This is a genomic window from Candidatus Nitronereus thalassa, assembly GCF_032191465.1.
In the GTDB taxonomy this organism is placed as follows: domain Bacteria; phylum Nitrospirota; class Nitrospiria; order Nitrospirales; family UBA8639; genus Nitronereus; species Nitronereus thalassa.
The window spans coordinates 2,378,287-2,403,696 of sequence record NZ_JAQOUE010000001.1 but is presented as its reverse complement, the minus strand read 5'-3'; the positions used below and the strand labels follow the sequence as shown (position 1 = coordinate 2,403,696).

The following is a 25,410-nucleotide window of genomic DNA, read 5'->3' as shown; positions in this document are numbered from 1 at the left end:
GTACGTAACTACTCATGCCTCCAAAATTTTCTCATCCAGGTGTCTACATCGAGGAAGTCCCTTCCGGGCTAAGACCCATTGCAGGAGTCGCAACATCTCTCACAGCCATAATCGGCACCTTTCCGCAGGGCCCCATCAATGTTGCCAAACGAATACGCTCCTGGGCGGAGTTCACCCGTGTGTATGGCGGCCACCGCAACCCGACACTCACAGCGTGTTGCGTGCAACAATTCTATGACAACGGGGGTGCCGAGCTCCTCATCATCAGAATTGGTTCTGGAACACTGAGAAGCATGAGGCCCGTGCTCAAAGGTCTGGCAGTGTTGGAACAGGAGGGTGATGTAAAGATTCTCTGCATTCCACAGACCCACGAACTTGCGGATCGGGACGCGGCAAGGGTATTTCGGGCTGCCGTCAGACTCACCGAACAGCTGGATGCCATGTATCTTCTGGATCCACCTCAAAAGCAAGCAAAGCGATCCACAGCGTCTTCACTGCAACAATGGATCGCACGCCAAAGAACGATCAGACATCCGAACGTGGCGATCTATAGTCCCCGAGTACGGGTGCACCCCAACGCCAAGGCCTCACAAAACAAACTGATACCAGCAAGTGGAACCATGGCCGGAGTTTTAACGCGGACGGACAGGTTGAGAGGGGTGTGGAAGGCGCCGGCAGGAATGCAGGCACAATTGAAAAAAGTTGAGGGCTTGGAACGTCAGTTCACAGATCAAGAACTCGGCATGTTGACGCCATGGGGCATCAACTCGTTTCGAACACTTTCTGCCAACCGTATCGTTTCCTGGGGAGCGCGGACGACCGCTCAGCAGCCGGAATGGCAATATGTCCCAATACGACGACTTGCGTTGTTCCTGAAAGCCAGTATTCATCGTGGAACCCAATGGGTCGTGTTCGAACCCAATGATGAACCGCTATGGGCCAAGGTTCGCAACACGATCGAACAGTTCATGATGCAGCAATTTCAAAATGGCGCGTTAGCAGGAACAAAGCCATCACAAGCGTTTTTCGTGAAATGCGGGAGAGACACCATCACCACAAGAGATCAACAAACGGGAATCATCAAGATTATGGTAGGGTTTGCCCCACTCAAACCAGCGGAATTTGTCATTCTCAATTTCCAACATCGATTGTTGACGTAATCCTTCTGGTCGGGGGTTTTTTAACGAGGCGGGAGCCGAATGCGTCTGTACGACAATCAAAACAAGCGTTCGTGCTAGCGAGGCCACAAACCCTAGATCTGACCCCCAATTTCCTCACTCAATTCCTCAATTCGAATCGTGACGAACGAAGGCCTGGTGGACTTTATCGACAACCGATACGAAGCCTATCAATCGAGGAACGTCGCCGGCCACGAGCCGTGTCGAAGCTGTTCGGTGGTGTTGCCGTGCGGTGGCGGATGCCCACTTCAGGCAGAAATCGCGAATGGAACGATATATTCGAACCACTGCGATTCCCACAAGGAATTAGTGGCCAGGAGTATAATCGCCTTTGTGGAAAAGAAGACGGACGAGCGTGAATTACATACTCTCGATTCGAATAGACTCACCAAAGAAGAGATGACCCCCTTCCTATGATCTGAAGCCGGGTGAAAGAACTTCAGTCGGGACCCATAAGGAGCGCTCTTTAAGGTCGATGCAATACAAATGTGTTTTTGCAAGACCTGACCCCAAGTCCTGATTTTGACCCCAAGTCCTGATTTTTTATTATTTGAGTATTTGACGGGAGATGCCTTTTGCAATTTCCCAGAAAAGTCTGGCGTCGTCATCCCGCAATTCAATTCCGTGTGACAATTCTTTTTGAGGGTGAATGTAATTGCGGTAATCACGCACGACTTCACCAACATCTTTAGCTGAGGTTGAAATCCAACCAAGCTCGTGTGCCACATCGATATAATGCCTTAGCGTCCACTCCTGTAGCTGTAAGGTTTTGCCGGTCATACGATCCTTTGGAGCCGAGGCAGTTTTGAACACATGGGACTTGTTTGGTTCACGGTTAATGCGTGCCAAGAGAAGCGCTTCTAGAAGTCCACCCATCATAACGGTTGCGGCAAGTGGTGCTCCTGCAGCAATGCATTTTGAACATTCCAGCCATCTCGCTTCGAGGATCTTCTGCATAATGGGGTTGGGAACTAAAATAGCAAATGACGGAGGGGCATCGGTCGTCGGAGTTGTATCAACAGGTTTTAGATCAACAATATACCCACGAATCTCAGTCAGTGATGCTCGAAGCTGTTTTATCAGTTGATCATACTTCTTTCGTGAAGTAGCTCTATCACAGGATGTAAGCAGCTCTTTATAAAGTCTGTCCTGGTCCGATAAGAACGCCTCATCGATAACAACTAGAAGGGACTTACGATGATTGTTAAACCAGGTTAGACAAACCGCTTTAATGAGGGCAATTTCTTCACCCGATCGAACCTGAGCCGATCCGTTTTTTTTAAGTGTGCGCCGTAATTTGTCAATTTCCGAGACTGACGCATCGACCGCATGATGCGCGTTGTGCATATTACTAGGTCTTCTTTTTCCCTTTTGGCTTTTTTGATTTGCCGATTTTACTAGACTTTTTGGAAGTGGGCTTTTTACGTGGTGATGGTTTTGGGGTTCGAGATTTTTTCCCATCAGATGGAAGTGTCATAGCAACCAAGTTTTCCCCAACTGTACTAATGGCGTAACCACCCCGGTCCCCTGATTTATCGATAAGTCCAGCCTGATGTGCATTAATCAATGTTTGGGCAGGTCGTTGGAATCGTGCCCGCCCTGCAAGACGGCAAGCTTCCTGTAAATCTTCGGCGGTAATGGTTTCTTTTCGTGAAGTCTCTGGTGCCTCAAATCGATAGTAATAGGCAATGGTCGCTGTAAATTCCTGGTTGGATTTCGGGTCTTTTTCATTAACAAATGACTTAATATCCACCCCTGATCCATGTGAAGGAACAGTTGGAGGATGGACAGGAGGTTGAGGTTGATTCGGCGGAGTTAGAGGTTTGTTTTCCGTGGCACCAGTCGGGAGACCAAGCTTTTCACGTGACCATCGAAGGATTCTCTCTTGATCTTTGGGTTCGAACCCAGAAAGGGAATTAACAATATTTCGAACTGCTTCTAGGTCGTCAGGTTTTGTCGTCATAATTATTTCTCCAATTTCTCCTGCTTCACCTACGCGGCTCGTCCCTCGACTCTCTGAATTCTGGCCACTATACGCTGCACAGAGCTTACATGCCACTGTTTCCCGCGCCGGGATTTAATGTTTCTGGCATTAAGCAAAGCGGCCAAGGAAAAGTCATGGGGTCAAGTCTTGCAATACCACATCCTGCCAACCGCTAAACTTCTACAACTCCTTCCCCACCAATCGTTCTAACTCCGTCAGGGCTACGGATAACTCAAACCGGGATTGGGCGTAGCTTTGAAAGGTTTGGCAGAGCACGCGTTGGGCGTCGAGCACATCTTTTCATGCTCTCGGCAACGCCTATAGAGCCCTGGCAGTTTACCAACTCCATTTTAGACTGAAAGGGCTGGAGGTGGTGGTTGTGCGCGAATCTCGTTTATCCATTTGTTCAATTTCCTTGGAAGCCGCCTTCCCGTTCATTTCCGCTTCGGTATGGGAACCATCTTGAAGCGTCACGTTGTTAGGAAATTTTTCCTTATAAAAATCCCTTACTTGCGCACATGAGGACGCCAACAACAACACACTGCATGCGGTCACTAAAAACCACCCTTTGGATTTTAAGTCCTTATGAGAACTTTCTCTCATTCTATGGAAATCCCTTCATAATATTGGTTTCCCTCATTCAGTTATCGGCACATTCCACATAAAAGCCTTTCGGGTTCTCCGGCGTTTAACGGTCCCATATGATGCGGCGTCAGGCTATACGTCGTTTGGCGTATGAATGAAGGTTTGATTAGGATCAGACAGGAATTAATTCAAAAACATTCCCTTTTGAATGCTGGGATGTACGGGGATCAAAACGATTGCCCTATGAATGCCACTATGTCTTTACAATTCCTTCCCCACCAACCGTTCTAACTCCGTGAGGGACACGGACAATTCAAATCGGGCTTCGCCGTGGCTTTGGAAACGTACTTCGTAAACCCTAAAACAATCTCCTACGAGATACGAACGATGTTTCTGGCAATTGGCTTGGCTGGACCTGCCTTCGCCGAAGCGACTTTGCGCAGTTTAGAAAATAAAAATTGTATCTGATTAGATACGCCCTCGTATCTTAATCGATACGATAGTCCTGCCAAGTTTTCCTCATCCTTCAATCCTTTCAGTGAGTTAGGTCTGGCATCAATTCTGCTTCTTGAAATGTTTTAGAAGATTGGTTTTGAGTATTGAGAAGCGGTTTTGTTTTTGTTGAGGGGGATTTTACTATTTTCGAATATTCTTAAACGGGAGAGGCATATGGAGTACGTCAGAACTTGTTCCTTACTTGTATTAGTCTGTTTCTGTATGTGGACGACGCCAGTCGCTGCCCAGAGTAAACCCAAAATAACCGAAGCCTTTGCCGATGTCAGTGCCGGTGAGGTCGAAATTATTGGAACTAATTTTGGCAATAACCCCGACGTCAAATTGGGGGAATTTGGGTTCTTAAATGTGACTTTAGCCACGGACACGAAAATCATTGCGGATTTACCGGTAGGCATTTTAGCCGGTGACTACTTGTTAAAGGTTATCAGGCCGGAAGGAAATGATGATGATGACGACGACGATGATGATGACGGTGGGAACTCATCGAAACACACAGTGAAATATGATCTCACCGTTGGAGCCGTTGGTCCGCAAGGCCCACAGGGTAATCCTGGCCCAGTAGGGGCAACCGGACCTCAAGGGCCACAAGGTGACCCAGGACCGCAAGGCCCCCAAGGCCCACAGGGAGTACCAGGTCCTCAGGGACCTCAAGGAGAACCTGGATCGTCTCAACCGGGCTCACTGGAGGTTTACACAGTATTTAATTCCATCGCCAGATCCTCTGTCGATATTAAAATAGCCACTGCGTCTTGTCTTGGCAATGATGAACTCTTAGGTGGAGGATTCAATGTCAGCGCGTTCAATGGACCTGTAGGGCAACCTCAGGAAAATGAAATTCTTGGTGATCTGATGGTCCGGGTCAGTGAGCCCCAAGGCGAAAGTGATTGGACTGTCATTGTACTGGAAACCACTGCAACTACTGGTGAATGGGCGTTAACAACACGGGCAAGGTGTTTGGTCGTACCCGATCCCTAAGGCTGGGAGGAAAATAAAAAATTCGGGAGAGTAAAGTTTTCAACCCGTAGAACAGAGAAAAGCCCCATACCAACCTGGCGTGGGGCTTTTTCTTATGCACAACTTAGACAGAACACCGAATTCAAAGGTTTGAATTTGCGCGGTGGCGGGGTTGTGGAAAATTGGACTTGCTCGGTAATGGCTTTTTGCAGCTCTTTTTTGGCTGGGGTTACTAGGGTGAGTCTCGAATAAATAAAGAAAAAGGTTTCAGGCACCTATTTTCAGGCCCTCGACAATGGCTAAAGGGCTCTTGCGGATTACCAACTCCATTTTAAACTGAAGGGGCTGGAGGTGGTGGTTGTGCGTGAATCTCGTTTATCCATTTGTTCAATTTCCTTGGAAGCCCCCTCCCCGTGAATTTCCGCTTGGGTATTGGACCCATCTTGAAGGGCACCTTCGTGAGGAAAGTTTTCCTTATAAAGTTCCCTAACTTGCGCACATGATGACGCCACCAACAACACACTGCATGCAGTCACGACAAGCCACCCTTTGGTTTCCAAGCCCATATAAGAACGTTCTCTCATTCTATGGCAATCCTTCATATCGTGGCTTCCCTCATTCAGTTCTCGGCACATTCCACAGAGAGCCCTCTCGGATTCTCCGGCCTTTAACGGTCCCATAGCACGCGGCTCTATGCTATACGTCGTTTGGCGTATGAATGAAGATTTGATTAGAAGATATAATTAGGGTCAGACAGGAATTAATTCAAAAAATATCCCTTTTGAGTAATGGGATGTAGGGGATGAAATTGATTGTCCTATGAATGCCACGGAGTCACTACAACTCCTTTCCCACCAACCGTTCTAATTCTGTGAGAGCCACGGACCATTCAAGCCGGGCTTGGGCCTACCCTTGAAAGGTTTTCCAGAGTACTAGGCGCTTGACGTTGGATTTAGCGCCGAATTTTTCTATCGGTTTTCCGGGCTAGTTGTGCATTACCTCTTTCACCACTCGAAACCATAAGCAGTTTTAACCGTCCGGTCAGGCCTTTCTTCGCCGATGCATGAAGAGACCTGGGAAAATTCCTGGGCAATTCATTTTCAACTTTCTCCATCGCTTGTAGTGTTGTATCTGCCATTTCCTCCATCATTTCAAGGACGACCCTTTTGGAAAGGCCTGCTGCTTTCCCGGTCTGCAAGAAATGCCGTCCCGTGATTTCATGGATTCGGTAATGACGGTTTATGCCGACCGACATGGAAAGCTTCATTTGTTTTCGCTGGATCTGTCCGTTATCCAAACTCGGCTGCGCTGTCAGCACGTCATACAGGGGCGTCAGGTGAAAACGGCCGCCGGGTCCAAGAAAGATACTAAAATTCTTGGCATGCCCGTCGGTTGCTCCAATCAGCCAGAAATAAATTTGCGCCTTCAATACCAATTTCCGATCGGCATCTGGATTATCGCTTCCTTTGAGTAACTTGAGTATCTCGACGAGTCCTGGCCCGCCTTCGCTTTGATATTTCCGTGTGGGGGGAATGGACAATGCCTGACAACAATCTTCCTGCGGCAAGCGCAACAATCGCTTGTCCTTGGTCCAGCGCCGGTCAAACCGCTCGATGACCAGGGCTTTCGTTTTTCCGAAGGTGTGAATCTCTGCGTGATTGACCGGAAGTCCGAACGCGTCAGCCAGTTTCAAACAATAGAACTCATTTTCTACGCTGTTCGAAAGATCGATTCCGTTGGGCAGTCGGCCGATCTGTTTTTTCAAGATATGCGTGGTCGGCGTGGTCCCCAACGGTTTGAGCCAACGTCCCCTGTGCCGGAGTAACGCGGTTTTTTCCTGCGCCCCAGCCACCGAAATCCGAAAGGCGTCATCATGGCTTAGTCCCAGAGGGGCCTGGGAGAGGTTTCGGAGCAGTTTTTCAATTGCAACCTCATTAACCCCTTGTCCTCGGACGGTACCGGGACTGATCTCGTCGGCCTCATCAAGCCCGATGAATTGCAGCGCCCCGACGCAATCCCGGCCAATGGCCGCGAGCAAGCTATAGGCATCCGTCCCAGCAGCTCCGACTTTTTCTGCTACTCGTCGGCGCAATGCGGTCGAATCCGGTAGTAGATTTTCAAAGACGGCCGTGACCGCCTCTCCCCTATAGGCGTCATCCCGCAAAGGGAGTGAGAGGGAGACGGGTAGCGCATGCTCCCATTCCAGCCAGCTTTGGTCATACTGGAAGTCGATGGCACCGGTCGCCGCTTTGGTAAGTTGTCCGACAAGCCGATTGTTCAACAGCACGCGCAATGGTGCATGACGGCGCGGACGCGGCATCAGAAAATCTCCTCAATATCGGCGGCCCGGCCTTTTGAACGCGGCACGATCCGAAATTCCAGATCGAGCGCGGCCAGCACGTTCAGAATTGTTTCCAGCTTTGCGGCAGGGTTTCCCGTTTCAATCAGGGAAATCGTTTCCTGGCGCAGGCCGGACTTTTCACCAAGCTGCGTTTGGCTGAAGCCCCGTTTCTTCCGAACCCGGCGGATCAGGTTTCCGATTTGTTTTGGATCGCGTGCAAGGTCGTTCATGATTCTCTCCACTTTTTCTTATTATGTGCCAAATCCTATAAAATGGCAATATGGTATTTAACGCATATTTTTATTTTATGATCTGAAAAGCATAAATACGTTTTATCGTGACCAGCGCATAACCCCTCTGCCAAAACAAAAGGGATACAGCGGGGGAGGAAATTGTAGGGGTCGGGAAGGGGCCTAATAGGATTTAGATGATAGTAGGTAAGTGATGGTGTATTAGTGACTCCATTCTTTTAGTCCTTATAAGGCCTTCCCCACCAACCGTTCTAACTCTGTGAGGGCGACGGACAATTCAAATCGGGCTTGGGCATAGCCTTGAAAGGTTTGCCAGAGGACACGTTGGGCATCGAGCACATCCATCAAGCTGGCTTCGCCGAATTTGAAACTTGTGCGCGCAATGCGGACGGCTTCTTTGGCTTGTTTCAAGAGGCCTTTTTCAAAGGTTTGAATTTGGGCGGAGGAGGTTCGTGCATTTTGAAGATGTTCGATGATCCCTCGTCGAAGAGTGATTCGGGCTTCCTGCAAATTGGCTTCGGCCTGCCGGCGAATGCCAAGGGCCTTGGCAATGTCCCCTTGTCGTTGGTTCCACAGCGGCAAGGGAATGGAGAGCCCGCCGACAAATCCTTCCCGACCCGCATCGCGTTGATAGGCCCCGTTAATCGTCACATTCGGCACACGGGCCTGTTGTTCCTCATGGTGACGGGCGCTGGCTCTTTCAATTAACTGTTGATACTGACGGACTTCAGGATGGTGTTGAAAAGCGTCCTCTATCAGTTTCTGTTCATTCAAATGGGCGTCGACCGATTCAAAGTCGCCCTCGATTGAGAAGTCTTCCCCGAGATTGCCGGCAGTGAGTTGATTGAGGGTGGCTTGGTTCGCACGGACCTTTCCCTTCGTTTGACTCACTAATTTTTGGGCTTGCAACAGTTCCACATTCACTTTCACATGTTCGAAGGGCGGGGCTTCTCCTGATTCCACGCGGCGTTTTACGGCTCGTTCGAAATCCGTGACGGTATCTGCAAGTCGCGAAGCCAGGTCAGCCAAAGTTTCTGCTAAGAGGAGTTCATAAAACGTTCGCTTGACTCTGGCCTTAATATTCAATTGCGTGACTTCTAAACCTGCTTCCGCACTGGTGACGCTTGCGCTGGCGGCTTCTTGACGGGCAACACGGGTTCCCGGCCATTCCAGTGGTTGGCTTAAGGAGACATAGCGCTCCGTCAAAGAAGGGCCTGTGGGATCGAGCACTTGCCCATGTCCACTTTGAATGCCCAACGAGGGATTGGGGTAAGCCGACGCGGATATTTGATCGCCTTGTTTTTCTTCGATGACCCCCTTGCCGAATTCAATCGTCGGATGGTGGGTTAACGCCAGGTCGATCACGCTTTGTAATGTATACGATTGGCTCGTGGGTTCTTGTGCCCAGACTGGAGTTCTGCTGACCAACAACAGGCACATACCGCTGAATACTATTGAAGTAATACACGATAGAAGGTCGTTATGGAGTCGTCGGTTCATATCGTCTCCCTGGACAGAAATATTTATAGACAGCCGGAATGACTAAGAGCGTTAATGCAGTCGATGTAATCAGCCCCCCAATGACCACGGTGGCCAATGGGCGTTGCACTTCGGCCCCCATGGAGGTCGCCAACGCCATTGGGAGAAATCCCAAACTGGCGACTAACGCCGTCATCAAGACAGGGCGAAGCCGGTCTAACGCCCCTTGGGTGACAGCCTCGTCACGGGATAACCCCTCGTGTTCTAATGTGCGAATTCTGGACACCAACACCACACCATTTAAGACTGCAATGCCAAACAACGCGATGAATCCCACGCTGGCGGAAATACTCAACGGCAGTCCGCGAACCCACAACGCCAAGATTCCACCGGATAGGGCTAAGGGGACGTTGAGAAAGATCAGGAACGCAGGGCGCAGCGTCCCGAAAATGAGCGAGAGCATGCCAATAATCAGCAGCAACGTAATAGGCACGACCAGGGCTAAGCGTTTGGTGGCTTCATCCAAGTGTTCAAACTGGCCTCCCCATTCCAAATAATATCCGGTAGGAAGTGTGACTCGTTCTTTGATGGTCTTTTGCGCTTCGGCCATGAAGCCACCCAAGTCCCGGCCTCGGATATTGGCTTCGACGACGATACGACGGTGAGTATTTTCTCTGCTGATCTGCGCTGGCCCTTCATCGACGATGACTTGGGCAATGCGAGAGAGCGGTACCAATTCCCCATGCGGCGTGGGCACCAGCAAATTTCTTATGGCTGCAGGGCTGGCTGAGGATTGGTCGGTCAGCCGCACGACGAGCGGAAACCGTCGTTCGCCTTCAAAGATCGTGCCGACATGTTGCCCAGCGCGAGCAGTTTGGACATAGGTCAACACATCATCTGCCGTGATGCCGTAGCGCGCAATCTGGTCTCGATCCACGATGACCCGGATGCGTGGCACGCCGGATACTTGTTCGGCTTTCACATCCGTGGCCCCGGGAATGCTTTGTAAGCTTGCGGCGACCTGCTGGGCCTGTTGGCGCAGCACCGTGAGATCTTCCCCGAAAATTTTCACCGCGATATCCGATCGTGTGCCGGCGATGAGTTCGTTGAAACGCATTTCAATCGGCTGCGTAAATCCCAGGCCGACCCCGTGCACCGATTCCATAATGGCGCGCTGCATTTTTTCGATGAGTTCCTCTTTGGTCTTGGCACTGGTCCATTCGCTTTTGGGCTTGAGCACGGCGAATACATCAGAGAGTTCGATACCCATGGGATCAGTGGCGACTTCCGGGCTGCCTGTTCTGGATACGACCTTGGTGACCTCGGGGAATGTGCGAAGAACTTTTTCCACTTGAAGCGCGGTGGCCACGGATTCATCCAGCGACACACTGGGCAAGCGCCATACCTGAATGGCGAGGTCGCCTTCGTCCAAGCGAGGCATAAAAACCACGCCTAGCGAAGAGCCGATGAACAAACTGAGGATAAACAAGACAACGGCTGAACCCGCGGCCAACTGGGGCTTGCTGATTGAGAACCGAAGACAGGGTTCATAAAGTTCGCGAAGCTGACGGACCATCCAGGTGCCTTCAAGGTTTGAATGAGTCTTGGCTAACCAAAATGCCAAGGTGGGGACGGCACTCAGTGCAAATAGGAGTGATCCTGCCAGGGCAAAGATCACGGTGAAGGCCATGGGGCGAAACATTTTTCCTTCTAGCCCGGTGAGAGTCAAAATAGGCAGATAGACCAAGATAATAATGCCCACGGCAAAGGTGATGGGGCGCAGGACTTCTTTCGCCGCGTCATGAATCCCCTTGATTCGGGCTTCCACTGATTGATCTTTGAGGTCATCTAATTTGCGAAGAATGTTATCGATCATCACCACTGAGCCATCGACGAGCAATCCAAAGTCGATCGCGCCCAGGCTCATGAGGTTTCCGGATATGCCGGCCTTGAGCATGCCCGTAAATGCGATAAGCATGGAAATGGGAATGGCGGCTGCCACGATCAACCCCGATCGAAAATTTCCGAGGAAAAGAAATAACACGGCAATAACCAGCAACCCGCCTTCGAGTAAATTTGATCGCACGGTCTGAATGACCTGTCCAACAAAGATGGATCGATCGTAATACGGTTCGATGACCACACCTTTTGGCAGGCTGGCTTGGATTTCCTCTACTCGTGTTTTTACTCGCTCCAACAATTGTTCGGCATTGGCGCCGGCGAGCATTTGGACCATGCCAATAACCGTTTCCCCTTCACCCATTCTGGTGGCCGCGCCAATTCTCAGGTTCGCGCCTTCTTGCACGAGGGCCACATCCTTGATGTAAATCGGAATTCCGCCAGGTGCATGTTCGAGGAGGATTTGCCCGAGATCTTCGACCCCGGTGGCCATGGCTTCGCCGCGAATGAGAAACTGTTCTCGTTCGTGCACGATGTATCCGCCCCCAGCGAGCGCATTGTTTCGTTTCAGGGCGTCATACACATCCTTGAGCGAAAGCTTGAGTGCTAAGAGTTTTTGGGGATCGACCATCACTTGAAACTGCTTTTCACGCCCACCCCAAATATTGACCTCGACCACGCCGGGGATCGAACGCAGGCGTCGCCCAATGTCCCATTCCAACAAGGTGCGCAACTCCATGGGACTGTAGCCCTCGCCGCTCAGGGAAAATTGATAGACTTCCCCTAAACCTGTGGTCAGTGGCCCCATCATCGGTCGTGCATATTCCGATGGGATTTGTTCGATGGCGATGGCCAAGCGTTCATTGACCAGTTGGCGCGCCAAATACAAATCCACATGATCTTCAAAAATCGCGGTGACGACGGAAATGCCAAACTGTGAAATCGAACGAAGTTCCTTGAGCCCAGGCAATCCGCTCAAATTGGTTTCAATCGGAAAGGTGACGAAACGCTCGACTTCAATCGGACCTAAAGCGGGAGCCTTGGTGAGAACCTGGACTTGCACGGGTGTGAGGTCGGGGACCGCGTCTATGGGGAGTTCCTTCAAGGAATATATGCCCGTCCCCATAACAAGGAGCAGCGTCACGAGTGTGAAGAAGCGATAGCGAAGTGATAAAGTTAGTAGGCGCTCCAAAGTTCTTTTCCTATTTGGGACCAGTTAAAAATTCCTAAACTCGAAATCCGAATATCGAAATCCGAAACCAATGAGAATGGCAAAATTGAAATTTCGAATTTAAGATTTTGGATTTGTTTCGAATTTCGGATTTATATCTCCAGTTTAATCTCCAGCGATCGAATCTTTGAGCACTGAATTTTTCAAATCGAACACACCTCCGGTGACCACTTCATCCCCAACGGCGAGTCCTTCCACGACTTCAATCCACCCATCACTTTCTTGGCCCAGAGTTACAGGGATGAACGTAAAATCATTCCCCTGTTTTACAAATACCCCTCGAACACCTTCCACCATCGTTGGCGCGGTCACGGGAATTGCCAGAATGGATGAGGGCCCTTGTTCTAACCGCACTTCCACATATTCGTTCGGTTTCAAAAGGCCCTGAGAATTATCGACATCGAAACGAAGTTGAATGGTTAGAGTGGCTTTGTCTGCGACAGGGGCGATGTAGGCGAGCGGTGCGGTAATTGGTTTCCGGCCTTTGGCGACGATCGTGCCGCGGTCTCCCTTTTTGAATCGCTGCGCTTGCTCGATAGGAAGGTTGGCGAAGACCCAGACCTGTTCGGTGTTTACGACTTCAAAGAGATGGTCACCCGGTCGAATGCCCTGGCCCAGCACCACGGTTTGCTCGGATATCGTTCCGGACAACGGTGACTTAATGATATAGCGGTGTCCCTCCATATCATGCATATGCAGAAGTTCGTTCAGTTCTTCCTGTGTTAACCCCATGTTCTGAAGTTTTTCCGTGACATGTTGGTTGATGGCCTTGGATTCTAAATACTGTGCCCGATCTTCCATTAAACGGCGTTCAGAAACGATTTGTTCTTTGTGCAGTGTTTGGGTTCGCTCGAAGTTACCTTTTCGAAGATCCATTTGAACTTGGGAGACCAAATATTCTTGGACTAATTCATCAAGCTTCAGGCTCCCAATCGCAACTAGCGGATCACCTTTTTCTACGTGGTGTCCCAATTGAACAAAAACCTGTTCGGCTTGACCTTCGATCCGTGATGATATCTTTGCCATCTTGGCAAGGTTCAACGCGACATTTCCGGGAGCGGTAATCGCTTGCGAGAGCATACGTTGTTGCACTGGAGCGGTTTTGATCCGCTGTTGCGCCGAAGGTGGAAGTTGTGGTCCTGAAGACGGCGATGTCGTTTGCGATTCGGCCACCTCCGAACCCGAATTTTTCGATTGGTCCGGTGGATCAGAACATCCCTGTAGCAGGAGGAACGGTAGAAGTATGATGAGATACATTGTCACGACGAGCCTCTTCACGATTTGCGATGCCATAAAGCACTCCGCCTGCAGAATGGACTTCGCCTGTCATTCGAGCGAGTGCCCTTATTCTAAAGGGAATTATAGGTGTCCATTCTCCGATCAAAAGTCAGAGAAATTGAAACACGAAAATTTAGATGGTGATAGGAGGCGGAGGTCGAGAAAAATACGGTTGGATGAAGTGATTGGGATAACACCTGTTCTCTTGGGGAGAAACATTCCCCCAAGCAAGATCATAGGCGTACGAGCTATTTTGGTCGATAGCTCCAAATGAATCGACTAACTGTTTTTTCAGGGATCCATCTGAAGAAGGATTCAGAGCGGAAAGTGTAATCTCGGAATGACTCAATGCGTGAGAGTGGCCATGAGTGTGACCAGGAAACGCGACAAGGTGAGTTTCCTGGTCCGAATGTTGATGAGGGTGGGAATCCTTACCAAACTCACAGGGTAAATCTTGGGACAGGACAGAATGGGCCAGCCCGCCGTGTGTGTGCTGGGCACCTCCATGGGCATGATCTGCTTCAGGGTGAACATGGATCAGAGGAAAAACCATGATCCACAATGCCACCCAAGATAAGACGAGCACGCGTGGAAGTTTGCGTAAGGTATAGAATAGAATTTGCTTCACTAGGTTCAAATTGTCAGTCACTATTTTCTGGTCTCCGACTGGAGGTCTGATCTTTTGATTATACACCTATTCCTAGATCGGTAAAATCCCTAAGAAACATAAAATGGGAAAGTCCGGGGCGAAACATTTCCAGCCCCTAACCTTGTGGATTAACAAATCCGAGGGAGTTGTTCCCCTGATAGCAAATCGAGAATACGGTGGGTACCGACCACGGTTTTGAGAGTCACGGGCGGCGAGTGAAGCGGTTGGGAAAAAAGCACTTCTCCAATATCTCCTGCTAATGAAGAAACCGGATGTTTGCGAAGTATAGAAAGAGCTTTGTCGGATTCATTGGTTGGGACAAACAATACAAACTTGCCTTCGTTGGCCACGTACAAAGGGTCGAGACCGAGTACCTCGCATGCACCACGAACCGGTTCTTGGATAGGAATCTGGCTTTCATCTATGAGAAAATTCTGTTTTGAACTCTTACCGAGTTCGTTAAGCGCACTGGCCAGGCCGCCACGAGTGAGATCGCGCATACAATGAATGGAGACTCCTTCTAGAATTAACTCGGCCACAACCTGATGGAGTGGTGCGGAGTCACTGACAATACCCCCAGCAAAGCTTAACCCTTCTCGCACGCTCATGGCGGCGATTCCGTGAGAACCTAGGTCTCCGCTCACGAGAATTCGATCACCTGGTTGGATTCGGTGATGGCCAATATCGATATCTTCCTGAACTTGGCCGACCCCAGTGGTGTTAATAAAAATTTGATCCCCTTTTCCGCGATCCACGACTTTCGTATCACCACATACAATGGATACCCCAGCTTGCCTTGCCGCATTAGCCATGGAAGTCACAACACGTTGGAGGGTTTCAATAGGAAGCCCTTCTTCCAAAATAAAACCTGCAGTGAGATAGAGGGGCGTCGCGCCAGACATGGCCAAGTCATTGATGGTGCCATGCACCGCCATGCTGCCGATATCCCCGCCTGGAAAAAAGAGCGGACGAACAACGTATGAATCGGTGGTGATGGCTATTCGATGTCCTTCTATGGGAACCACTGCGCTATCGTGAAGTTGGGAAAGGTATGGGTTAGAGAAGGCCTTCAAGAATACGTCTTGAATGAGTGACTGCATGAGCCTCCCTCCCCCGCCATGCGCCAAACGAATCGTGTCTGCTTGCGAGGGAAGAGGACATTGAAGATTGAAATCTGAGTCTTGGGTCAATTTTATCATCCCTAAAACATTGAACTATCCATTCCCCTAAGCTCTTCGAGGAACTCAGAATAAGTTTTCCTTTTGTCATCCTGAGCCAGAGGCGAAGGATCTGACTTTTCTTGGAAATAGAGATTCTTCGTTTTACTCAGAATGACAAAAAGAAAACCTCAATTCCATGGCTCAACCTTGCCTAGGTGGTGAGTAATTTCAACACCTTTATGACATAGGTTCAGTGACTTCATGACTCCGAAATCGATAATACGCAGCACAGGCTCCTTCGCTGGAAACCATGGGTGCGCCAAGCGGGTGCTCCGGCGTGCAGCGAGTGCCGAAGCTCGAGCATTCCGAAGGTTTAATTCGGCCCTGCAAAACCAATCCGCTTTGACATTCAGAATGGTCAATCGTTGGTTGAATGGAAAGTGAGAGTCGGTCAGCGAATCGTTGCAGTGCGTCAAAGTGTGCAAATTGCGAAGTTAAACGAAGACCACTTTCGGGAATCTCGCCAATGCCTCGCCATGTCCGTGGACCTATTTCAAAGACCTGTTCAATCACTCGGCGAGCCTCGAGATTACCTGTTGGTTGAACCGAGCGCGTATATTGATTTTCCACTCGATGTTCTCCTGCCTCGAGCTGGGCGACCACCATGGCAATTCCTTCCATAATATCGAGAGGCTCGAATCCGGTCACCACGATCGGTACTTTATATTTCTCCGCAATGGGTTGGTATTGTTCGTACCCCATGATGGTGCACACATGACCCGCCGCGAGAAAACCCTGAACGCGATTACCGGGAGAGGAAAGAATAGCCTCCATCGCCGGGGGCACCAACACATGCGAAACAATCATGCTGTAGTTTTGAAGACCACGTTGTTGCGCTTGCAAGACGGCCATTGCATGGGTTGGAGCCGTGGTTTCAAACCCGACTGCAAAACTTACGACTTGCCGATCAGGATTGCCTTGGGCAATATCGAGCGCATCCAGAGGCGAGTAGACGATGCGAATATCCCCGCCCTGAGCCTTCACGCCCAATAGATCTCCAGAGGAACCAGGCACTCGTAACATATCTCCGAACGAACACAAGATGAAATCCGGATGACTGGCAAGCTGAATGGCCGCATCAATCAATTCAATCGGCGTTACGCACACCGGACAGCCAGGTCCATGGATTAGCGTAATCTCCGAAGGAAGAAGTCGGTCTAACCCGTATCGTACGATGGAATGTGTTTGTCCGCCGCACACTTCCATAATATTCCATGGATGACGCGCGGTGCGTTCAATGGTTTTGCTCACGCGCTGAACAGCCTTAGCATCTCGAAATTCATCAAGGTATTTCATGGTTTCCCGAATCCGTCTTTCCCAACATTGTCAATAGGGAATCCAGGATTGTCCCTATTCTTCATCCCGTCCAGAGTCCTCATACATCGCTAACGTTTCCTTTGCTGCAACCTCATCTACCTTACTAATCGCAAATCCCACATGCACAATGACATAATCCCCCACCTGCGCCTCGGGGACAAAGGCGAGGCATACATCCTTCACCATCCCTCCAAACGAAACACACCCGTTTCGGAGCTCTCCTTCTTCAATGCTTTGAATTTGTCCGGGAATGGCTAGACACATGGGCAGTGGCTCCTCTTACCTCCCATCATGTCACATTGATGGACACGGAAAAAGATCATGAGCCCACTTTTAGTGTCATCGCAAGAATTTTCATTTTTTCAATGTTGGCTACGGAGTCTCGCTTTTTCAGGATTTGCCCAAAAAGACAACCTATTTTCATTCTATGGAGAAAATCCGTATTGAAGAAAATAAAAATTTCTGGACGCCAAATTCCATGTAATTTAAACTCCCGTATGGAAATAATTAGAACGAAAACTCCTTGTGTATGGAGAAAGTCCGAGATGAAGAAGGTCCATTGATCTAATGCACAATCTAAAAGAGTTGCTGGGTCACCCTCTCATAATCCTTCTGGTTGGTACGGTCCTTAGCTCGATATTGATTCCGTCATGGTTCCGTGAATCGGATGAAGCTAAATTGCGGCGTGAAGCCAGACTGGGTTTGGCAGTAGAAGTCACCAAACACAGTTCAGAAGGGACCCAACTCCTCAATAGGGTTGTCACGACGTTGGAACTTTTTTGCCGGGATGAACCAGATGCCCGCGCTATTCCGCGTACTGAGGCCGACCTCTTGGCTTTGCGCCAACGCTTGGCAGAAGAATATGCCGAGTTTAACCTGCGAGCCTGGTATTGGTATTGGGAAGTCCTGGTTCGGGCTAATGGACTTTCGATGACGGAGGAGAGTCAACAACAACTGATGAGCCTTTTTGAACACCACAAAACCTTAGTATCGGAATTCGGAGTTGTTCTGGGAAAAGTATGGAAGCGTTGCACGAGCCTTGGGCCCATTCCAGACCCATTACCTAAGGAAGAGCGGGTGGACTACTTGCGGGCAGCCTTCAATGAATTCGAATCCTCGCAGGCTAAACCCATAGCGGATGCCATCCTGATTCTTAGCCCCTAGAGAATTTCCACACTTGTTTTCGAAATTCTCTGAATAGTTTTTCCCTGTACCTTCCATTACAATAAAACACCACCTTTTAACATCAGGGTTACAGAAAATGTTCTATCTTCCAGACATAGATTCCATGGCGTAAACTCTGTGGTGCAGTGGATACGAAATAGGCGGTGATCAAATCGGAGGTAAAGAGTTTGGCTTTTGAAATGGTTGTTGGGCTTAACGTTTTAGACGAGGAGGTATATCAATCGTATCGCGACGAGATGACCCCTCTTCTTGAAAATCTTGGCGGTGGTTTTGGGTATGATTTTAAGGTTTCTGCAGTTCTGAAGTCCAAGACCAGAGAACCCATCAACCGGGTATTCACAATTTTCTTTTCGAGCGAAGACTCGATGCATTCATTTTTCTCAAATGAGAAATACCTTCAAATACGGAAAAAACATTTTGAGAAGGCCGTGACTGATACTACGGTTATTGCGACCTACGAACGATAGCCAGATCCATTTTTCATTAGGGAGTATGGTATGAGCAAAGTACGAGTGTTGGTCGGAACACGGAAGGGCGCGTTTGTGTTGACGTCGGAAGCCAAGCGGAAGCAGTGGGAAGTTCATGGTCCTCACTTCGGGGGCTGGGAAATGTACCACATTAAAGGATCTCCAGTGGATCCGAACCGGCTCTATGCGTCGCAGACCAGCAGTTGGTTCGGGCAGGTGATCCAACGCTCAGATGACGGTGGCAAAACGTGGGAAATTCCCGGCGGGGAGAAAATGCCTGATCCTTCAGGACCGCCTGCCGGTGTAAGCAACAAATTTGTCTATGACACTTCCCCAGAAACTGGCAAACCCCTCACTACGCATCAGTGGTACGACGGTACGCAGAAGCCCTGGGAGTTTAAGCGGGTCTGGCATCTTGAACCGTCGTTAACTGACCCGGACATCGTCTATGCAGGGGTGGAAGATGCGGCTCTATTCCGGTCGACCAATGGTGGACAAACGTGGCAAGAACTACCCGGGCTTCGCGAAGCCAAAGGCCACCTTTGGCAACCTGGGGCTGGTGGGATGTGCTTGCACACGATCATGTTGGATCCAACAAATACGGAGCGAATGTTTATTGCCATTTCAGCGGCGGGTGTCTTCAGGACGGATGATGCCGGTAAGGCTTGGCGCCCGGTGAACCGCGGCCTGAAGTCTCTGTATGAGCTTCCTGACCCGGATGCTGAAGTTGGCCATTGTGTCCATCACATCGCGATGCACCCGTCGCGTCCGAATGTGCTTTTTATGCAAAAGCACTGGGACGTTATGCGTAGCGATGACACCGGTGAATCCTGGCACGAGGTCAGCGGCAACTTACCCTCCGACTTTGGCTTTCCGATTGCCGTTCATGCACATGAGGCAAACACGATCTATGTCGTTCCCATCAAAAGCGATTCCGAACATTTTCCGCCTGAGGGAAAGCTACGCGTCTATCGTAGCCGAACCGGGGGGAATGAATGGGAACCGTTGACGAAGGGATTGCCGCAACGCGATTGTTACGTGAATGTGTTACGCGATGCGATGGCTGTGGATTCACTCGATCCTTGCGGTTTGTATTTTGGCACGACTGGTGGGCAGGTCTATGGATCGGCTGATGAGGGAGACAGTTGGAGCCCCATCGTGCGGGATCTCCCGCCCGTACTCTCTGTGGAAGTGCAAGTGCTGCCATGATTCGAGTTGTGCTTCCCGCGCATCTTATGACCTTGGCACGTGTAGATGGGGAGGTAAGTCTGGAGGTGGAAGGAACGATCACGCAGAACTCTATTCTTGATGCTCTCGAAACTTCCTATCCTATGTTGAAAGGAGTCATCCGCAACCACGAGACCCTGCAACGGCGACCCTTCATCAGATTTTTTGCTTGTGAACAAGACTTCTCGCATGAATCTCCAGATGCTCCCCTACCTGACGCCGTGGCTAAGGGGATAGAACCGTTTCTCGTTGTTGGAGCTATGGCTGGGGGATAAGATGGAAAAAGACCCGGTACGGTTTCGATGGGGACACTAATATTAAAAACGTTTTTTTATTAAGTCAGAGGATGCTGCCAAGGCTTGACCCAAGGCTAGGCCGCCATCGTTGGGCGGAATATGGTGATGAGAATAAACCTGGAAGTTTTCTTTTCGAAGTTCGTCTTGGGCAAATTTTAAGATAAGACTATTTTGGAAAACCCCGCCGCTGAGGACGATTCTAGAATTCTTGAGAATTTTCGCTCCCTCTACAGTCAGCTTGCTCAGAGCTCGATGAAAGTTTAGTCCTATCGCCCCAGGAGTTTTTCCTTTAAAGGTTTCCCTCACTGCTGACTCCACAAGCGGCTGCCAATCCGCGATAAATTCCTTTGCCTCCGATGTGCATTTCTCGACCTGCCTATTGAGAACAAACGAAATTGGGAGGCGGGTATCCCCTCCTTTGCGCGCTGAATCTTCGGCTGCAAATTCCAATGCCATGGCGGCTTCGCCGTCGAAGGTGTTGAGGTGGCAAAGGCCGAGGAGGGAGCTAATGCCGTCGAAGATTCTTCCCATGCTGGTGGTAGGAGTGCAGTTCACATTTTTTTCCAAAAGTTCTACCAATGATTGGGCAAGCTCAGGGCCAAGAGATTGAATGGGTGGCAAGTTCATATTCAGGCATTCATCTCCAAATGTCTCATATAATAAGGAAAGGGCTACGCGTCTGGGTTCGCGCATGCAGATTTCGCCTCCAGGAAGTCGAAAGGTTCGTAAGTGTCCGACGCGTGTGAACCCGGAATAATCCGCGAGTAAAAACTCTCCTCCCCATATGGTTCCATCTGAGCCATACCCGGCGCCGTCCCATGCGACTCCTAACACTGGGCCTTCCAAGCCATGCTCAGTCATACATGAAAGGATATGCGCGAAGTGGTGCTGAACTTGTATCACCGGGATATTCATTTCCTCGCCAAGCTTCTTAGCAAAAATGGTTGATCGATAATCTGGGTGGAGGTCGCAGGCAATCCCCTGAGGTTCGACATCAAAGAGTTTCAAATGTTCGGAGACCGTTTGTTCGAGTTGTGTACAGGCTTCGGGGGTTGAAAGGTCGCCGATATGCTGACTCATCACGACCTTGTCTTGAATCGTTACCGCAACAGTATTTTTAAGATGAGCTCCGACGGCCAAGACTCGTGAAAGAGTTTTCCCATTTGATCTTTGAGCCCTCGCTGTTATTGGAGTTGGCGCATAGCCTCGGGCACGGCGGAGCACCATAGGCTCGCCATTGACTACTCGGACTACGGAATCATCGATGGGTCTGGAGATGGGACGGTCATGCAAAAGGTAGGCGTCGGCTATTTGGGAAAGCCGAGAGCGTGCTTCCTGTTCATCGATCACGATGGGCTCTTCTGAACGATTTCCGCTGGTCGCTATGGCTGGAATTAGAAGTTCCGCCATGAGGAGATGATGCAAGGGAGTATAGGGAAGCATCGCTCCGATATAAGGATTACCTGGTGCCGCTACCGAAGCAAGTGTAGATTTTTTTTTCCGTCGGAGTATGACAATTGGTGATTCAGGAGAGGTGAGAATAGTTCTTTCCTCTTCCGAACACTCACAATGTTTAGTTAGCGCTTCCATAGAAGGGAACAGCACGGCAAATGGTTTGCGTAGCCGGTGTTTGCGATGTCGTAATTCTTGGATGGTCTTGTCGTTTTGTGCATCGCACAGAAATTGAAACCCACCAAGGCCTTTGACGGCTAATATTTTTCCCTCCCGCACCATCGTACATGCTTGCAACAAAGCTTTTTCCGTGTTGGCCAATACTGTTCCTTCATCATTCCATAACTCCAAATGAGGCCCACAAGTCGGACAGGCGATGGCTTCGGCATGAAACCGACGATTAGCCAGATCTTCATATTCGCATTGGCAAGCTTCGCACAACGAGAAACGTTTCATGGTGGTATTGACACGATCAAAGGGGATTTCTTCCACGATGCTGTACCGTGGGCCACATTGCGTGCAGGTCGTAAAAGGATATCGATAGCGGCGCGAGGATGGATCGTTGATCTCGTCTAGACATTCTTGACAGGTTGCCAGATCAGGGGAAACAACAGAAAGCCTTGGACCGGCTTTCTGGCTTGGGCGAATGGTGAATCCATTTTCTTGTTGGGGAGAAAGGGTCGATGTCTTGATGGTTTCAATCTTGGCTGACGGGGGTGTTTGAAGCCGAAGCCGGCGTTGAAATATTTCCACATCGACCAAGGGCCCCTGGACCTCGATCAGAGTTCCTTGTGGGGTGTTTTCAATCCAGCCATTAAGCTTGCTTTGGGTAGCTAACCGGTAAACAAAGGGGCGAAACCCAACCCCCTGCACTTTGCCCTGCACTTCCAGGTGTAAACGATGAAGTGATGTGTTTTCGTGTGGCCCAGCCTCTTTCATGGTTATGGAGAGCGGTCAGTATATTTGATATGTTTCAGCAAGACTTCCGGCGTGTCGTCTCTTTCGACGTCTCCTGATTCGCAATTGGGGCAGAAAGAGAATTCTTCGCGGCATTCAACGGTGGTTTGACAATCACGGCATGTAGCGTTTGCGGTTTTCGTGGTCACCGTCAATTTGGCGCCTTGAACGATGGTATTTCTCGTCACAAAATCAAACATCATTTGCAAATCTTCGAGGCTGTGCTGTGCTAAGTGAGAATCACTGGCTACTTCCAGAGCAATCATGGATGGGGTGATCCTCGGCTTTTTCCCACACACGTCTTCCACCATCCGAACCAGATTGGTCATGAATTGGAGTTCATGCATAGGTAGGCTTCCACATCCTTTTTAATGGTCGAGACCACGCTTTGTATTGCCTTTTTTACACTGGAGGAAACATCAGTTCCTATATTCGTGTGACTTAATTCAATGCCATACACCAGAGTGTTTGGGGGTAAGGTGCCTAACGTATGGCTGAGGGTAAGAGTTTCGCCAAGACCAAATCCATGAGTCGAAGTGGCCCCTGAATTCCATGCTGATTGCTTCAGCAATCCTAAGTCGTCAGGAATGACCAAGCGATGAATGGTTCCTGGTATCCGACCACTTCGGACAGCATCAATCAGAATGACCACATCGGCACCTTTCATGACGTCTAAGATTCTGAGCCCCGACATCCCTGCTTCAATCAGCTCCACATCGTCTAGTGGTTTGGCTTTCATGGCCTGGATGGTTAATGGCCCAAGGGCATCATCCCCTGCCATGTTGTTGCCAATGCCAATGACTCGAATAGGTTTCATTTCGAGTTTCCGATGATGTGTTCAATATCCAGCTTCAAAAAATGGGTCGCGCAGGAAATACATGGATCGTAACTTCTGATGATTTTCTCACAATTGATCGCCGCTTCTTTATTGGATAGATGCAACACCACTGGAAGGTAGGTGCGTAAATCTTCTTCAATACGGACTTGATTTTGTGAGGTCGGTGGAACGATTTTCGCCTCTTGAATGCTGCCGTCTTCTCGAACGAGATAACGATGATACAAGGTCCCTCGTGGGGCTTCAGTGGCTGCCATTCCTTCCCCTGGTTTTATTTCAACGGCAACTGCAGGTTTGGACGGAGGCTGATAGCCTTCAATGATTCGTAGGGATTCCTCCACTGCAAACAATACTTCAACCGCCCTGGCGATGATGCTCATTGAAGCACGCGTAAAGGGCAGTCGCAGTCCGGTGGCCTCCAACGTCTGTTTGGCCACTGTCGGCAATTGGTTGTAATTTAAATGAAAGCGCGCCAAGGGTCCAACAAAATATGACGCACCATTCAACGTGCATTGTAACGCGTGGGAGTAGGGTACTTGGTGTTCCAAAAAATGTTGTTCGAATTCTGTTGCAGCTATGTTTAGCCCGTTGCTGGACGTAATCTGTCCTTCGTTCATGGGATACTCAGCCGAAGAATGAAGTGATACGAACCTATAATCCTGCTCGGGATCTTTGAACTCAAAGCCTGCGACCCATTTCACGGTTTCGATCGCAGCATCTCGGGCCCACAGAAGGTCGTCTCTGATTATGGCAAAATCATTCTTGGATGGAACTTTGGAAAAGCCTCCGACTTTGACGGAAACCGGATGCACCGAGCGACCTCCTAACAGCGCGAGTAAATCGTTTCCAGCCTTTTTAAGTCGCAGGCCTCGTTTCACAATATCAGGATGCTCCTTGGCCATTTCGATTCCGCTGTGGAACCCTAGGAAATCGGGTCCGTGCAGCATGTAAATGTGAAGGGTGTGACTTTCGATCCATTCCGCGCAGTATAGCAATCGTCGCAGGTCTCGAAGCGCACCATCGACGGTCACGCCGAATATCGACTCTAAGGCATGCACTGCACTCATTTGATAGGCCACCGGACAGATGCCACAGATCCTTGCGACAATGTCCGGAACCTCACTGAAATGCCGTCCCTGTAAGAATGCCTCAAAAAATCTGGGAGGCTCGAAGATACGTAATTGCACATCCTCGACCACGCCATCTTTCACTGTGACATGTAGCGCGCCCTCCCCTTCGACTCGGGCTACTAAATCCACTTTAATGGTTCGAGTTTCAGGCGTTTTCCCAGGCACGGCTTTCCTCGTTGAATGGTCGAACATTGCCATTGATTCCCCGGAAACGTCGGAGGACGTCAACGGGGATTAATTGAAATTGGGTGTGGAAATGGTTGCTCAGAGAAGAGGTATTAGGGGGCATGCCGGGTCCTTGCGGTAGGCCTTCGGATGGTCCGAAACATCCGTAACAATCGCGGCCCATACTGGGGCAAATGGCTCCGCATCCGGTTCTTGTGACGGGACCCAGGCATGGAATTCCCTTTGTGATCAACACGCAAATATTCCCTTGGCGCTTGCACTCCATGCAAACGCTGTACTCCGGTAGCTTCGGTTGGACACCCGCCAACAGATCTGTCAGCACGTTGAACAGTTGGCGTTTGTCGATGGGACAGCCCCACAATTCAAAATCCACTGAGACATGTTCTGAAATAGGGGTAGAGGTACTCAGGCTCTGGATGTGTTCGGGACTTGGGTATACGGCCCGTTTGAAGGCTTCAAGATCCGTCCAATTCCGCAATGCCTGAATCCCTCCACTCGTCGCACAGGCGCCGATAGTAATCAGATATTTCGCTTGTTTTCGAATGTCCACCAATTGGTGTGCATGTTCAGGCATACTGATGGAACCTTCAACCAAGGCAATATCATATGGTCCAGATTGCATGCGACTGGAGGCCTCGGGAAAAAAGGCAATATCCAATTGTTGATCAAGAGCCAAGAGGTCATCTTCCAAATTTAGGATGCTGAGTTGACACCCATCACAGGAGGTGAATTTAAACACCCCGAGGCGAGGTCGCTGTTTGGCCAAGAGTTTTGCTCGCTCTGCTTTGGTCAT

The 25,410-nt window shown here is 49.8% G+C and carries 25 protein-coding genes; 7 read left to right on the top strand and 18 right to left on the bottom strand.

Translation table 11 applies throughout. From position 1 onward, the window contains the following. Positions 1–14 precede the first annotated feature (14 nt). Entirely contained in the window at positions 15–1,160 is a 1,146-nt protein-coding gene (locus PPG34_RS10875; RefSeq protein ID WP_313833318.1) for a phage tail sheath family protein, read from the top strand. A 138-nt stretch (positions 1,161–1,298) separates the two neighbouring features. Beyond that, the gene (locus PPG34_RS10870) at positions 1,299–1,595 is read left to right on the top strand and encodes an SPASM domain-containing protein (RefSeq protein WP_313833317.1); all 297 of its coding nucleotides are present in this window, start codon (positions 1,299–1,301) and stop codon (positions 1,593–1,595) included. Between the two features lie 129 nt (positions 1,596–1,724). Here PPG34_RS10870 and PPG34_RS10865 read toward each other — a convergent pair whose 3' ends face one another. The 3 genes from PPG34_RS10865 to PPG34_RS10855 form a co-directional block, all read right to left on the bottom strand. Beyond that, on the bottom strand, positions 1,725–2,525 hold the full coding sequence (locus PPG34_RS10865; protein WP_313833315.1) for a hypothetical protein: 801 nt from the start codon (positions 2,523–2,525) through the stop codon (positions 1,725–1,727). A gap of 4 nt (positions 2,526–2,529) precedes the next feature. Next, on the bottom strand, positions 2,530–3,141 hold the full coding sequence (locus tag PPG34_RS10860) for a hypothetical protein (protein ID WP_313833314.1): 612 nt from the start codon (positions 3,139–3,141) through the stop codon (positions 2,530–2,532). 357 nt (positions 3,142–3,498) lie between these two features. Next, positions 3,499–3,765: a hypothetical protein gene (locus PPG34_RS10855; RefSeq protein ID WP_313833312.1), complete on the bottom strand. Its 267-nt coding sequence runs from the start codon at positions 3,763–3,765 to the stop codon at positions 3,499–3,501. Positions 3,766–4,416: 651 nt separating this feature from the next. Between PPG34_RS10855 and PPG34_RS10850 the strand changes: the two genes are divergently transcribed. Next, positions 4,417–5,238, top strand: a complete 822-nt coding sequence (locus PPG34_RS10850; protein ID WP_313833311.1) for a hypothetical protein — start codon at positions 4,417–4,419, stop codon at positions 5,236–5,238. 296 nt (positions 5,239–5,534) lie between these two features. Here PPG34_RS10850 and PPG34_RS10845 read toward each other — a convergent pair whose 3' ends face one another. From PPG34_RS10845 to PPG34_RS10800, 10 genes are all read right to left on the bottom strand, one after another. Beyond that, complete coding sequence (locus tag PPG34_RS10845) at positions 5,535–5,801, bottom strand: hypothetical protein (protein WP_313833310.1); 267 nt, start codon at positions 5,799–5,801, stop codon at positions 5,535–5,537. A 368-nt stretch (positions 5,802–6,169) separates the two neighbouring features. After that, positions 6,170–7,537 (bottom strand): type II toxin-antitoxin system HipA family toxin, encoded by a 1,368-nt coding sequence (locus PPG34_RS10840; RefSeq protein ID WP_313833309.1) that lies wholly within the window; start codon positions 7,535–7,537, stop codon positions 6,170–6,172. Continuing rightward, positions 7,537–7,788: a helix-turn-helix domain-containing protein gene (locus PPG34_RS10835; protein WP_313833308.1), complete on the bottom strand. Its 252-nt coding sequence runs from the start codon at positions 7,786–7,788 to the stop codon at positions 7,537–7,539. The genes PPG34_RS10840 and PPG34_RS10835 overlap by 1 nt, the downstream gene beginning before the upstream one ends. A gap of 246 nt (positions 7,789–8,034) precedes the next feature. Further along, entirely contained in the window at positions 8,035–9,309 is a 1,275-nt protein-coding gene (locus tag PPG34_RS10830) for a TolC family protein (protein WP_313833306.1), read from the bottom strand. Further along, positions 9,290–12,379, bottom strand: coding sequence for an efflux RND transporter permease subunit (locus PPG34_RS10825; protein ID WP_313833305.1), 3,090 nt, complete (start codon positions 12,377–12,379; stop codon positions 9,290–9,292). Before PPG34_RS10825 ends, PPG34_RS10830 begins: the two co-directional genes overlap by 20 nt. 144 nt (positions 12,380–12,523) lie before the next feature. Next, positions 12,524–13,711: an efflux RND transporter periplasmic adaptor subunit gene (locus tag PPG34_RS10820; protein WP_313833304.1), complete on the bottom strand. Its 1,188-nt coding sequence runs from the start codon at positions 13,709–13,711 to the stop codon at positions 12,524–12,526. Between the two features lie 118 nt (positions 13,712–13,829). Beyond that, the gene (locus PPG34_RS10815) at positions 13,830–14,345 is read right to left on the bottom strand and encodes a hypothetical protein (protein ID WP_313833303.1); all 516 of its coding nucleotides are present in this window, start codon (positions 14,343–14,345) and stop codon (positions 13,830–13,832) included. 128 nt (positions 14,346–14,473) lie between these two features. Beyond that, positions 14,474–15,544, bottom strand: coding sequence for a hydrogenase expression/formation protein HypE (gene hypE, locus PPG34_RS10810; protein WP_313833302.1), 1,071 nt, complete (start codon positions 15,542–15,544; stop codon positions 14,474–14,476). 198 nt (positions 15,545–15,742) lie between these two features. After that, positions 15,743–16,861, bottom strand: a complete 1,119-nt coding sequence (gene hypD / locus PPG34_RS10805; protein ID WP_313833301.1) for a hydrogenase formation protein HypD — start codon at positions 16,859–16,861, stop codon at positions 15,743–15,745. A gap of 54 nt (positions 16,862–16,915) precedes the next feature. Next, the gene (locus tag PPG34_RS10800) at positions 16,916–17,146 is read right to left on the bottom strand and encodes a HypC/HybG/HupF family hydrogenase formation chaperone (protein WP_313833300.1); all 231 of its coding nucleotides are present in this window, start codon (positions 17,144–17,146) and stop codon (positions 16,916–16,918) included. A gap of 303 nt (positions 17,147–17,449) precedes the next feature. Between PPG34_RS10800 and PPG34_RS10795 the strand changes: the two genes are divergently transcribed. The 4 genes from PPG34_RS10795 (at position 17,450) to PPG34_RS10785 (ending at position 20,036) form a co-directional block, all read left to right on the top strand. Further along, positions 17,450–18,046, top strand: coding sequence for a hypothetical protein (locus PPG34_RS10795; protein WP_313833299.1), 597 nt, complete (start codon positions 17,450–17,452; stop codon positions 18,044–18,046). A gap of 200 nt (positions 18,047–18,246) precedes the next feature. Next, on the top strand, positions 18,247–18,534 hold the full coding sequence (locus PPG34_RS18370; RefSeq protein WP_420888068.1) for a DUF1330 domain-containing protein: 288 nt from the start codon (positions 18,247–18,249) through the stop codon (positions 18,532–18,534). A gap of 30 nt (positions 18,535–18,564) precedes the next feature. Further along, entirely contained in the window at positions 18,565–19,743 is a 1,179-nt protein-coding gene (locus PPG34_RS10790; RefSeq protein WP_313833298.1) for a WD40/YVTN/BNR-like repeat-containing protein, read from the top strand. Further along, on the top strand, positions 19,740–20,036 hold the full coding sequence (locus PPG34_RS10785; protein WP_313833297.1) for a MoaD/ThiS family protein: 297 nt from the start codon (positions 19,740–19,742) through the stop codon (positions 20,034–20,036). Before PPG34_RS10790 ends, PPG34_RS10785 begins: the two co-directional genes overlap by 4 nt. Positions 20,037–20,078: 42 nt before the next feature. Here the strand turns inward: PPG34_RS10785 and hypF are convergent, their stop codons facing one another. Genes hypF through PPG34_RS10760 form a run of 5 tightly spaced genes read right to left on the bottom strand, consistent with a single transcriptional unit; the run spans position 20,079 to position 25,410 of the window. Continuing rightward, positions 20,079–22,448 (bottom strand): carbamoyltransferase HypF, encoded by a 2,370-nt coding sequence (gene hypF, locus PPG34_RS10780; protein WP_313833296.1) that lies wholly within the window; start codon positions 22,446–22,448, stop codon positions 20,079–20,081. 2 nt (positions 22,449–22,450) lie between these two features. Next, positions 22,451–22,813 (bottom strand): hydrogenase/urease maturation nickel metallochaperone HypA, encoded by a 363-nt coding sequence (locus PPG34_RS10775; protein WP_313833295.1) that lies wholly within the window; start codon positions 22,811–22,813, stop codon positions 22,451–22,453. Then, positions 22,792–23,283, bottom strand: a complete 492-nt coding sequence (locus PPG34_RS10770) for a hydrogenase maturation protease (protein WP_313833294.1) — start codon at positions 23,281–23,283, stop codon at positions 22,792–22,794. The genes PPG34_RS10775 and PPG34_RS10770 overlap by 22 nt, the downstream gene beginning before the upstream one ends. Next, positions 23,280–24,596, bottom strand: a complete 1,317-nt coding sequence (locus PPG34_RS10765) for a Ni/Fe hydrogenase subunit alpha (RefSeq protein ID WP_313833293.1) — start codon at positions 24,594–24,596, stop codon at positions 23,280–23,282. Before PPG34_RS10765 ends, PPG34_RS10770 begins: the two co-directional genes overlap by 4 nt. After that, a complete protein-coding gene (locus PPG34_RS10760) occupies positions 24,577–25,410 on the bottom strand; it encodes an NADH-quinone oxidoreductase subunit B family protein (protein ID WP_313833292.1) in 834 nt (277 codons plus the stop codon). The genes PPG34_RS10765 and PPG34_RS10760 overlap by 20 nt, the downstream gene beginning before the upstream one ends.

Bases quoted from the DNA above. Each gene is read 5' to 3' on its own strand.
- PPG34_RS10800 (WP_313833300.1), bottom strand. From the start codon at position 17,146: ATGTGTCTAGCCATTCCCGGACAAATTCAAAGCATTGAAGAAGGAGAG.
- PPG34_RS10785 (WP_313833297.1), top strand. From the start codon at position 19,740: ATGATTCGAGTTGTGCTTCCCGCGCATCTTATGACCTTGGCACGTGTA.
- PPG34_RS10795 (WP_313833299.1), top strand. From the start codon at position 17,450: ATGCACAATCTAAAAGAGTTGCTGGGTCACCCTCTCATAATCCTTCTG.
- PPG34_RS10760 (WP_313833292.1), bottom strand. From the start codon at position 25,410: ATGACCAAAGCAGAGCGAGCAAAACTCTTGGCCAAACAGCGACCTCGC.
- PPG34_RS10840 (WP_313833309.1), bottom strand. From the start codon at position 7,537: ATGCCGCGTCCGCGCCGTCATGCACCATTGCGCGTGCTGTTGAACAAT.
- PPG34_RS10835 (WP_313833308.1), bottom strand. From the start codon at position 7,788: ATGAACGACCTTGCACGCGATCCAAAACAAATCGGAAACCTGATCCGC.
- hypE (WP_313833302.1), bottom strand. From the start codon at position 15,544: ATGATAAAATTGACCCAAGACTCAGATTTCAATCTTCAATGTCCTCTT.
- PPG34_RS10860 (WP_313833314.1), bottom strand. From the start codon at position 3,141: ATGACGACAAAACCTGACGACCTAGAAGCAGTTCGAAATATTGTTAAT.
- PPG34_RS10820 (WP_313833304.1), bottom strand. From the start codon at position 13,711: ATGGCATCGCAAATCGTGAAGAGGCTCGTCGTGACAATGTATCTCATC.
- PPG34_RS10875 (WP_313833318.1), top strand. From the start codon at position 15: ATGCCTCCAAAATTTTCTCATCCAGGTGTCTACATCGAGGAAGTCCCT.
- hypD (WP_313833301.1), bottom strand. From the start codon at position 16,861: ATGAAATACCTTGATGAATTTCGAGATGCTAAGGCTGTTCAGCGCGTG.
- PPG34_RS10855 (WP_313833312.1), bottom strand. From the start codon at position 3,765: ATGAGAGAAAGTTCTCATAAGGACTTAAAATCCAAAGGGTGGTTTTTA.
- PPG34_RS10850 (WP_313833311.1), top strand. From the start codon at position 4,417: ATGGAGTACGTCAGAACTTGTTCCTTACTTGTATTAGTCTGTTTCTGT.
- hypF (WP_313833296.1), bottom strand. From the start codon at position 22,448: ATGAAAGAGGCTGGGCCACACGAAAACACATCACTTCATCGTTTACAC.
- PPG34_RS10770 (WP_313833294.1), bottom strand. From the start codon at position 23,283: ATGAAACCTATTCGAGTCATTGGCATTGGCAACAACATGGCAGGGGAT.
- PPG34_RS10830 (WP_313833306.1), bottom strand. From the start codon at position 9,309: ATGAACCGACGACTCCATAACGACCTTCTATCGTGTATTACTTCAATA.
- PPG34_RS10790 (WP_313833298.1), top strand. From the start codon at position 18,565: ATGAGCAAAGTACGAGTGTTGGTCGGAACACGGAAGGGCGCGTTTGTG.
- PPG34_RS18370 (WP_420888068.1), top strand. From the start codon at position 18,247: ATGGTTGTTGGGCTTAACGTTTTAGACGAGGAGGTATATCAATCGTAT.
- PPG34_RS10845 (WP_313833310.1), bottom strand. From the start codon at position 5,801: ATGAGAGAACGTTCTTATATGGGCTTGGAAACCAAAGGGTGGCTTGTC.
- PPG34_RS10775 (WP_313833295.1), bottom strand. From the start codon at position 22,813: ATGCATGAACTCCAATTCATGACCAATCTGGTTCGGATGGTGGAAGAC.
- PPG34_RS10865 (WP_313833315.1), bottom strand. From the start codon at position 2,525: ATGCACAACGCGCATCATGCGGTCGATGCGTCAGTCTCGGAAATTGAC.